Below are 8,933 nucleotides of genomic sequence, written 5' to 3'. Positions count from 1 at the left end.
TCCGGCAGGTATTTTAATGCTTTCCCTTGCGCTGATGTGATGCTGAAGCGATCACCATTAAGCGCATACCATTTTTTCGGCAATTGCGTCGCCCGAAACGGAAAATGTCCCAGTGAGCCGACAAAAATTTCATTAAATCCTGAGACAAGATTAATCGGAATTTCACCGTCGGTCATGATGCCATCGGGGGTAAACTGAACAATCTTGACATCATCTTCGACCCTTCTAAATTCAAGGTAGCCACCTTGAGAAACACGGATATAGTGAGTTTTAGGGGAGTTGAAGATCCGTGTCGCTCCGGATGAATCGAATATTTCTGCATCGGCTTTCTTGTTGGCTAGATCAGTCACCGATTTCTGGCTCATCACGGTGATGGTTGAATTGCCCGTTCCTTGTGCTATTAAACCAAGGTTTGTTAGGAGTAGGAAAATTAGGTAGGTAAGGTAACAGCAGTGTTTAGTTGGGGGATACTAAGGAGATAATGGGTAAAAAATCCTCATATTTTTAGCCCGATTAATGTACAAGATATGCAGTTGCGAAGATATATGTGAGGATGGTTGAAATAAGTGCGCTTTTTGGTGGGGAAATAAGCTAAATATATGGCATGTTTTTAATAAAAAATAACATCTATTACGCTGATTATTTATTTAAATTATATGCCAGAATTTGTTGTTTTTATTAATATAAAATAAATGAAAAATAATTATTTTTACTAAAGTTTTTTACCAAGGGACTAGAAGTACCTTGTGTTTTTATTCACGATATCAACCTTTTTATGTTTGTAACTCATTGAATTTATTAGTGTCATAAAATGGCATGTATAGCGAAAAATTAACTTAACTATATGATAAATATAAATATAATGAGGAATTTAAAATCCCTCGGCTGTAAGGCTGTGCGGGTTCAAGTCCCGCCCTGGGCACCATATAAAAATCTGCGGTAATACAGCAGGTTAGGGTTAGAAAGAGCCACCTATCAGGTGGCTTTTTTCTTTTCTGCGTTTGCACAAAATCGCTAAATTGGCGGCAGATTGGCAGCACTTTGGCGACGCTGTATAAATACACACTGCCTTTTTCACGCCTGTTTTCCCTCAAAAATATCCCCGCAGAAAATATTTTTTCCATAAAAAAAAGCACACCCGATTGAATCATGATGTGCCTTTGGTGCTTATTTATTCAATTGTGCTTATCAAAAGTTCATGACAGTTTGCTGACCATTCACGGGATGGGGCGGTGCCGCTTCAATTAACGTTGGCTTGGCAACATAACGGACAAAGGTTTCATGGCTGACGAACGTGGCACCACAATTAATATTTTGGCACTGGTTGTAACGTTCTTTGGTTTGGGGTGTATGTTCAAAGCTGCTGCGGGTATGGGCGACGTGGCCGCAAAGGGGGCATCTCATCATGATATGCGTACCTGCTCGGAAAGGGCTGCCAGTTCTGTTAGGCAATGGCGTGAGTATAGCAGATCACGCGCTCATGTCAGTATCGGAAACCTTGACTTCCAATTCTAAGGCCGAGGTCAGTCCGCTGTCATTGAGCGTATGGGTGACGGTGACCAGTGTCCAGTCCGCCTTATCGATTTCCGGTTTAAAGCCACTGACCCTGACTTTCAGTTCAGGAAACAATTCCGGTCGCCCCTTGGCGAGTTGCAGGGAAAAAGAGGCTACTCCGCGCTGGATTTTTTCCCATTCTGCTTTGGCCGCCCGTTCCGCATTGGCTTTATTGGCATACGTGTGTTTCATTACCAACACATTGCCTTCACTGCCAGCCAGATAATCCCCTTGTTTTTCTTCTTCTTTTTTCGGCGTGGCTTTGCGTCGCTTGCGTTTGACGGTGACGTTTTCTTTGGCCTTGGGTTGGCGGGTATTGAGCCAGCTGGCCGAGACACCGGTATAGGCATTGCGATCTGCCAGTGAAAAGCGATAGCCGTCGCCAGACTGACGGGTAATGGAGACGGTCGGCAAGGGTTTGCCGCTGACGGTTTGGTTTTGTCCCTGCCGCATAAACAGCAGGTAGCCATTTTTGACCGTGGCCATGGCGCCTTCCTGTTTCGCCAGTCGGGTTAAGAAACTGCCGTCCGATTCGTTGGTTTGGTCAATGTGGCTTAATCGGATGCCGGCCAGTGCGCTGTCGATTTCAGGCTTAAGGTTGTTACGGGTGGCGATGGTGCTCACAATGTCGCTGAGGGTTTTTTGGTGGTAGGACAATTCCCGGCTGGTATTGAGGCTCGCCCGAAAGTCAGCGCTGCGGGCGCGGATATTGATTTTATCCGGCGCACTGCTGTATTCGATTTCATCCACTACAAAGGTGCCTTTATGGATCAAGGCTTCCCCCTGCCAACCCAAGTGCAATGACAGGGTGGTGCCGCGTGGGGGCAGGGACAACTGGCCGTCGCTGTCGTCCAGTTCAATGTCGAGCTGGTCAGCCTCAAAGCCCCGGTTATCGGTCAGGCTCAGGGACATTAAGCGGTTCTGGATACGGGCGTTGATATTCGTTTTGTTGGCGCTGAGGACATACACGGGGGTGTTTGTGCTTCCCGTTATCCAGTCCATTTTTGGCAGGGAGGGTAAAGGCATCAGCGTGATATCCCGTTCAGTTTATTGGTGACATTCGTTTTCAGGTCAGTCAGTTGGCGGCGCAGGTCGCCGAACATCTCACCGAGGTTTTCATCGACACGCTTCAGGGCGACGGTAAAGTCAATCTGGCGGGCGGCGCCGTCGGCAAAAAATTCCGTTTTGGTCTGGTCAATGCTCTCAATAATGAACATGCCATAGATCGTGCCGCTGCCGTCCAGAAATGACCACGCCTTGCCGCTTTCGGCCATCAGTTCAAGCGCCAGCAAGGACAGCCGACCGCCGGTAATTTCCGGGTGCAGTGTGCCGGAGAGGGTAAGGGTGTCATTGCCCGGCCCGATAAACTGGAACGCCGGGCGGGCGCCTATCCGGTTATTGAAGCCGTAGCGCCACGCCTGCTGATGTTGCAGGTTCTGGTACGGTGTGGTTTTCAGCATAAACACAAATAAACCCAATGCAGCCATCATGAATAAATGTCCTCACTATCAGAAAATTGACTTCGGGCACGGGCACGTTGTTGGCGTTCCCGGCGATCCAGTTCTTGGGCCACCATGCGCGCAATGTCCTGCGGCGATTGGGCGGGGGTTGGGTAAATCTGAATGCTATACGCCGGGCGGTCATGATTTTGTGGCGGGTGATTAATGACGGTCACCCCGGCACTGTGGTATTGGGCGGCGGGCAGGCTGTAGGGGTGTAACGGGGCTTGCTGGGCGGCAGCCGGGGAAAGGCTGCCCATGGATAAAGCGGCGGCGGCCATTGTCGCCAGTGCGGCAGTCTGTCGGCGGCTGGTCACCTGTGCCGGGCCGTTAATCAGTTCCGGGCCAACTTCCCCGACCAGCCCCCATTTTCCTGCCGGGATGTAACCGCCGCTGTCATGGGCACCGGCAAAGTTCGCAAAGGGATTACCGCCAGATGCATTACGGTAGGATTCTAGTGCCTGTTGAACATGGGGATTTTTCTTCTGCTCCTTCATAAATTCCGGGGTGATGGCGTCTTTAAATTGCGTTCCCATCTCAGACACGCTTTGCTTGAATTCTTTCCACTTGGCCTTAATGCCGGCGATCAATTTCTCAATGATGTCCGTGCCGAATTTTTTAAATTTTTCCGGCAATTTTTTGGTGTCCTCGACAATCTCCGTCCATTTATCAGCGATGTATTTTTTGATGGCGTCCCATTTAGTGGCAATACTGAGCTTGATCTCTTCCCATTTGTTCAGGATTTTTTGCTTGATGGATTGCCACGCCGTGGACACCCACAAGGCAATGCTGTCCCACAGTTTTTTAAACCACGGGCCGAGTTTGTCCCAGTTTTTCCAAATGAGGTAAGCCCCGATGGCAATCAGGCTAATGATCACTAAAATGGGGTGTGTCATCATCAGTACCTTTAACCATGACAGCACCTTGCCGACGGCCGTAAAGGCCTTGCCCAACCCCAGAATGGAGCCGGCACCTTTGATCCCCAGCACTGACAAACTTAACCTCACAATGGCAAGGGGGCCGAGCAGTGCTGCCAGTGCCAGCGTTAACCCGCCAAAGGCCGTCAACACGACACCGAGGCCAATCGCAATCAAACTGAGTTTTTTGGTCAGTTCGGGATTGGCTTTGGCCCACTCTCCGATGGTACGCATAATGTCCGTGGCTTTCTGGAAAATTGCCCGTAATGGTTCATTAACAGCGTCGTATAACGTAATCCCCACCTCTTCCCACGCAGAACGCAGGTTCTTGATATCTCCGTCCATATTGTCGGCCTTGGCTTTGGCAACAAGACGGGCAGTATCATCCTGTTCATGGATTTTTTTGATATAGGCGTCAATACGCTTGTCGGGATCTATCTGGCCTTGTTTATCCAGCAATTCCAGAATGGCGGAGGAAGATTCAACGCCGAAAATATTTTTCACAAACGCGATTTTTTTCGTGTTACCGACACCGCCAATCCCACGCTTTTGAAAGGCCGTTTCCAAGTCAGACAAGATTTCAGGTAACGTCCGCATTTTTCCGCTGTTGTCAGAAATGGCAATGCCCAATTCATTGAGGGACTTTTTGCCGCACTGGGTTGGGCGGCCAACCGTAACAGGGCCATTCTTAACGAGGTGCCTGCCTGCGAGCCTTGTATACCGACGTTACCCAGCAACCCGACGGCCGCCACCATGGATTCAAAATCCTGACCGGCAGATTGGGCAGCAGGGCCCACGTATTTCATCGTTTCCCCTAACATGCGTAAATCGGTGTTGGAGGTTGTAAAACCGTAAGTCAGTACGTCCGCTGCCCGTTTCATTTCATCGGCGGGGATTTTATAGGCACTCTGGATATTTGACGCGATGTCGGCCACTTCGGCCAGTGAATCATCCATGCCAGCTGCTTTGGCCAAGTCCAGCATGGAGGGCATGGATTTCTGGATCTTGTCGGGGTCATACCCGGCCATGGCCAAAAAGCCCATGCCGCCGGCCACATCATTGGCCGTAAAGCTGGTTGTTGCGCCCAACTCTCTGGCCTGTTCACGCAATTTTTTCAATTCCGGGGCATTTTTATCCAGCCGAGTCAGTGCCTGCACGTTAGACATGCCGACTTCAAAATCATAGCCCGGCATCATCACCCGTTTAGCCCCATAAAGCGCGCCAATGCCGGTTGCAGTGGCAGCCGCGCCCGTAGCGGCCATTTGGTTGCGCACGTCCTTGGTTTTTTGGTAGCGAGATTTTGCAGCAGACAGGCGTTTTTCCTGCTCTTTCAACCGTTTCAGCTTTTCGCTTTGCTGGTCTATGGTGCTGTTAGCGCGTTTGATATCCCCGTTAAGCTGCCGCTGGGCTTCAGCCAGCCGTTTGACTGAGATACCGTTTTTACCCAGTTCATCGCGTTGGCGTTGCAGGGAAATACTGAGATCCTGATGTTTTGTTTTGAGTTTTGCCGCGGCGTTTTTTGCCCGTTCAAATTGCTGGGTTTGGGCTTTGGTGGGGTTTTCTAAGCCTTTCATCGTGCGAGCCAATATTTCTACACGTTCATTCGCAGCGCGATAGGCTTGTTGCGCATCGGTCAATGCTTTCTTGGTCTTGCGAAAGCCGTCAATTTGCCCGGCTTTCTGGTTCAATTCACTCAACTGCTGGCGTGATTGCTTAATCGTCTCGGCCAGCCGTTTATTGGACTCTTGTGCACTCTTAAACGGGCGGGTGAGTTTATCCACCGCGCCCAGTATCACTTGCAAGCGTAAATTCTGATTACTCATTGTCGGCCCCGCTGCGTTTCATGGCCCGGTAACGCCATTCCAGCAATTCGGGCAGGTTCATGCCGGCGGTCACGTCAGGCGACCAGTGGAAGATGGTGGCAATGTCCGCCACCAGTTCATCAACGGTTAATTGTTCTGGAAATCGGACTTCACCGATTTCGGCAACAAAAAATTGACCACCTCAACTGACAGGTTAATCAGGTCGCCGGGGGCCAGCAGCAGCAGGTCGTTTTTGGTCAATGCCGGTGCGGTGATGCGGGGTAATATCAACATGATGGAATCGACGTCCATCTCCATCAGGGCTTGCAAACGCACCCCGCGCAGGGCACCGCTGTTGGGTTTGCGGACGGTCACGTCCTGAATCGTGGTTGCACCACGGGCAATCGGCTCTTCCAGTGTCACGACGGTGTGTTCTGGCAGGGTCACGGTGGTTGCATCTGTTTGGGTCACGGCGTTTTTTTCGGTCATGGTCAGGGTTCCAGTGGTAAGGGAAAATAAAGGGTCAGGGATTACAGGCCAATGGCGCGGCGATGGGCGTCGAGACGGTCAACCCCGCCGACCACTTCCACCATGTTGACGGTGTCGATTTCGATCAATACCTCCCCGTCCCACGTCAGTTTGTAGTAGGTGTTTTTGGCGCTGACCTTGGTCTGGGTATTGTCCCCCTGTTTGTAACTGCCGGGGTCAAACTCGGAAAAGCGCCCGCGCAGGGCGACTTCGACGGCAATCACTTCGCCGGTGTCGTCACGCTGAAAGGAGCCGTTAAAGCGCAGGGCAACGCCATCCACTTTCTCAATGCCCCATTGTTTGTACAGCTGGGCTTCCACGCCACCGAGGGTAAATTCGGCATCCAGTGCGCCGTCGTCCAGCCCCAAATCGACATGGGCCGTGCCGTTCATGCCGCCGCCGCGATAGGCTTCGAGTTTGCGGCTCAGTTTGGGCAGGGTCATTTCTTCCACCACGCCGATGTAGCTGTTGCCGTCATTAAAGAGGTTCAGGTATTTCAGTTTACGCGGGAGTGCCATGGTTAGCCCCTTAGCTGTTAATGCTGTTGGCGAAGTTCATCAGGTACTGGTCGGTAATGCGCTGGCGCAGCATCAGGTTTTCCAGTGGCGGGACGGGCGTGTAGTCATAGTCGATGGTGAGTTTGCCCGCTTTCAGGGTGTCTTTGTCGTTAACGCTGTCGTCATACCAGCACTTGCCGTCAATCAGGTAACCGTTGGCCTTGAGTTCACGCAGCTTGGCGTTGATGCCTTCAATGATGTCGCGCACCAGTGACGGGGTCAGCGGTTTGTCAATGGCCCACATATGGGCGTCGGCCATCGTGTCGGCTAGTACCTGTGCAGTGCGGGTGTAGCTCTCGAACTGGAACAACTTGTCATCCGAACAGGTGCGGGAACCCCAGAAGCGAAAACCGTCCTTGCGGATAAGCGTTGTGACATCATTTTGGTTCAGCAGGTTGGCATCGGTGGCGACATCCTGCAAATCCCAGAACACATCGGCCGAAATGCCGGTCACGCCATTGACACCGACATTGGACAGGGTTTTGTGCCAGCCGGTTTCTTCGTCGATTCTGGCACGCAGCCCCAAGGCACGGGCGGTGGCATAGGCCACGGTCTCGCCGTTCCTGACCGTATCCCAGTTGAGGAAATCCGGCCAAATCAGCATCAGCTCACGCTGCTTAAAGTTGCTGCGGTAGGTGATGGCCTCGCTGAGGGTCTTACACCCGTAAGCGTTGACATAGGCCATGGCGCGCAGTTTCTTGGCAATGCCGGCCAGTGCGTCGGCCACAGGCTGGGTATCGTGCCCGGGGACGCCGAGAATACGCGGCTTGACCCCCAGCTGACCTTGCGCCGCCAGTAACGCCTGCATACCGGTTTTCTTGCCTTCGTCGGTGACGCCGCCGAGGATATTGCTTGTGGTGTCGGCTTCGGTCTTGCCCTGTTCGACACGCACGACCACGGTCACGGGCTTGGCCTGCTCGGCAATGGCGCGCAGGGTGGCTGACAGGGTGCCGGTTGTGCCGGCCTTGCCGCTGGCGGTGAGGACATCGGTCAGCAAGACCGGGGTGTTTAAGGGAAAGGTTTTCGGGTCGGCATCGTCCGCCGTGCAGACCACGCCGACAATGGCGGTGCTGACGGTGGTAATGGTGCGGGTGCCTTCGTTGATTTCCTGCACACGTACGCCGTGGTGATAGTCTTGGGCCATAGGGAAACGCTCCGATAAAGGGGATGGCATTATGGTGGTCGGCTTTACAATAAAATGCAGTTGACGGGGGTTGTGTGGGGGTTGGCACAAAATAACCCCTATTCATCTTGTCTCTTTTTTGAAAATACGCTTAGTTTTTATTTTCTCATTGATATTTCAATGAATTAATGCCATTAAATAATGTTTAGATGAGTAAAAAAGTAAAAACTGAGGAAGGAAGCATTTAAAAATGCAATTTTTAAAAATAGGGGTCATGGTACTAACTGTTTCATTAACAGGATGTAATGCTTACCTGCGTCCTGCACTGGGCGATTATAACGGCTCTGATGCTTCCCGTGTCCGTATACAAAGCAGTGGTAATACCGTACTTCGGTTCTATAAAAAACAAGAGGATTGCTACAAAAAAGTGCTGGAAAGGAGACTCACAGGCGCTTTCGGTATTCTTGGCTTGCAAATTACCACCAGTAAGAAAGAAGGTATGCCTGCCAGTGAGGATATGAAGGGAGCACTGCCAACCAAAGAGTATCGTATTCAACCGGATCAACTGATCGAAGCCACCCATTACTACAATAATTATTTTGGTGAGCAAACAACAAGCCAGCATTTTATCCCAATCGCCAATCATGACTATGATATTCTCGTGAAAGGATCTGGCGACGACCATGCCAGCCTATATATTAAGGATCTTACCCAGCCCGATTCGCTAAAATCATGGAGTGGTAAAACATGCCGCTTGGGGTTATTTGAACAATAGATTAATTGGGGCTTATGCCCCTTTTTATTTACTTCGGCTGTTCCGGCCATTGGATATCGGGTGCGGCGGCGGTATCGACAACCTCAAGCAACTCAAAGTAATCCAGCCAGGCGTTTAACCGCGCTTTTTCACCATCCGTGATGCGGCCTAATAATAATTTTGATTGCAGCATGCGGGT

Annotated in this window: 11 protein-coding genes and 1 pseudogene; 1 reads left to right on the top strand and 11 read right to left on the bottom strand. The window is 51.1% G+C overall.

Annotation, left to right across the window (positions count from 1 at the left end; translation table 11 throughout):
- From BM100_RS21490 to BM100_RS21445, 10 genes and pseudogenes are all read right to left on the bottom strand, one after another.
- The coding region (locus BM100_RS21490; protein WP_217648215.1) for a hypothetical protein at positions 1-350 on the bottom strand (350 nt) is incomplete at its 3' end.
- A gap of 486 nt (positions 351-836) precedes the next feature.
- Positions 837-1,151, bottom strand: coding sequence for a hypothetical protein (locus BM100_RS21485; RefSeq protein ID WP_092514678.1), 315 nt, complete (start codon positions 1,149-1,151; stop codon positions 837-839).
- A 37-nt stretch (positions 1,152-1,188) separates the two neighbouring features.
- Positions 1,189-1,407, bottom strand: coding sequence for an ogr/Delta-like zinc finger family protein (locus BM100_RS21480; RefSeq protein WP_092514676.1), 219 nt, complete (start codon positions 1,405-1,407; stop codon positions 1,189-1,191).
- 63 nt (positions 1,408-1,470) lie between these two features.
- Positions 1,471-2,580, bottom strand: coding sequence for a phage late control D family protein (locus BM100_RS21475; protein ID WP_244590749.1), 1,110 nt, complete (start codon positions 2,578-2,580; stop codon positions 1,471-1,473).
- Positions 2,580-3,044 (bottom strand): phage tail protein, encoded by a 465-nt coding sequence (locus BM100_RS21470; protein ID WP_092514665.1) that lies wholly within the window; start codon positions 3,042-3,044, stop codon positions 2,580-2,582. The genes BM100_RS21475 and BM100_RS21470 overlap by 1 nt, the downstream gene beginning before the upstream one ends.
- A pseudogene (locus BM100_RS21465) lies at positions 3,041-5,136 on the bottom strand (phage tail tape measure protein). Before BM100_RS21465 ends, BM100_RS21470 begins: the two are co-directional and overlap by 4 nt.
- Before the next feature lie 649 nt (positions 5,137-5,785).
- Positions 5,786-5,905: a GpE family phage tail protein gene (locus BM100_RS21460; protein ID WP_175494995.1), complete on the bottom strand. Its 120-nt coding sequence runs from the start codon at positions 5,903-5,905 to the stop codon at positions 5,786-5,788.
- A 14-nt stretch (positions 5,906-5,919) separates the two neighbouring features.
- Positions 5,920-6,261 carry a phage tail assembly protein gene (locus BM100_RS21455; RefSeq protein ID WP_092514663.1) on the bottom strand — a complete coding sequence of 114 codons (342 nt, stop codon included), beginning with the start codon at positions 6,259-6,261 and terminating at the stop codon, positions 5,920-5,922.
- A gap of 41 nt (positions 6,262-6,302) precedes the next feature.
- Positions 6,303-6,818, bottom strand: a complete 516-nt coding sequence (locus BM100_RS21450; protein ID WP_092514662.1) for a phage major tail tube protein — start codon at positions 6,816-6,818, stop codon at positions 6,303-6,305.
- A 10-nt stretch (positions 6,819-6,828) separates the two neighbouring features.
- Positions 6,829-8,001, bottom strand: coding sequence for a phage tail sheath protein (locus BM100_RS21445; RefSeq protein WP_092514661.1), 1,173 nt, complete (start codon positions 7,999-8,001; stop codon positions 6,829-6,831).
- Positions 8,002-8,230: 229 nt separating this feature from the next.
- Here BM100_RS21445 and BM100_RS21440 point away from each other — a divergent pair, with 229 nt between their 5' ends.
- On the top strand, positions 8,231-8,755 hold the full coding sequence (locus tag BM100_RS21440; protein WP_092514660.1) for a hypothetical protein: 525 nt from the start codon (positions 8,231-8,233) through the stop codon (positions 8,753-8,755).
- Positions 8,756-8,783: 28 nt separating this feature from the next.
- Here BM100_RS21440 and BM100_RS21435 read toward each other — a convergent pair whose 3' ends face one another.
- Complete coding sequence (locus tag BM100_RS21435) at positions 8,784-8,927, bottom strand: tail fiber assembly protein (RefSeq protein WP_092514680.1); 144 nt, start codon at positions 8,925-8,927, stop codon at positions 8,784-8,786.
- Positions 8,928-8,933 lie beyond the last annotated feature (6 nt).

It is taken from the genome of Xenorhabdus mauleonii, from assembly GCF_900113945.1.
GTDB lineage: Bacteria > Pseudomonadota > Gammaproteobacteria > Enterobacterales > Enterobacteriaceae > Xenorhabdus > Xenorhabdus mauleonii.
Note: the sequence above shows the minus strand (reverse complement) of the source record. Positions and strands in the feature narration are given on the sequence as shown.

Coding starts and splice junctions, on each gene's coding strand:
- BM100_RS21485 (WP_092514678.1), bottom strand. CDS start 1,151: ATGATTCAATCGGGTGTGCTTTTTTTTATGGAAAAAATATTTTCTGCG.
- BM100_RS21480 (WP_092514676.1), bottom strand. CDS start 1,407: ATGATGAGATGCCCCCTTTGCGGCCACGTCGCCCATACCCGCAGCAGC.
- BM100_RS21475 (WP_244590749.1), bottom strand. CDS start 2,580: ATGCCTTTACCCTCCCTGCCAAAAATGGACTGGATAACGGGAAGCACA.
- BM100_RS21470 (WP_092514665.1), bottom strand. CDS start 3,044: ATGATGGCTGCATTGGGTTTATTTGTGTTTATGCTGAAAACCACACCG.
- BM100_RS21455 (WP_092514663.1), bottom strand. CDS start 6,261: ATGACCGAAAAAAACGCCGTGACCCAAACAGATGCAACCACCGTGACC.
- BM100_RS21450 (WP_092514662.1), bottom strand. CDS start 6,818: ATGGCACTCCCGCGTAAACTGAAATACCTGAACCTCTTTAATGACGGC.
- BM100_RS21445 (WP_092514661.1), bottom strand. CDS start 8,001: ATGGCCCAAGACTATCACCACGGCGTACGTGTGCAGGAAATCAACGAA.
- BM100_RS21440 (WP_092514660.1), top strand. CDS start 8,231: ATGCAATTTTTAAAAATAGGGGTCATGGTACTAACTGTTTCATTAACA.
- BM100_RS21435 (WP_092514680.1), bottom strand. CDS start 8,927: ATGCTGCAATCAAAATTATTATTAGGCCGCATCACGGATGGTGAAAAA.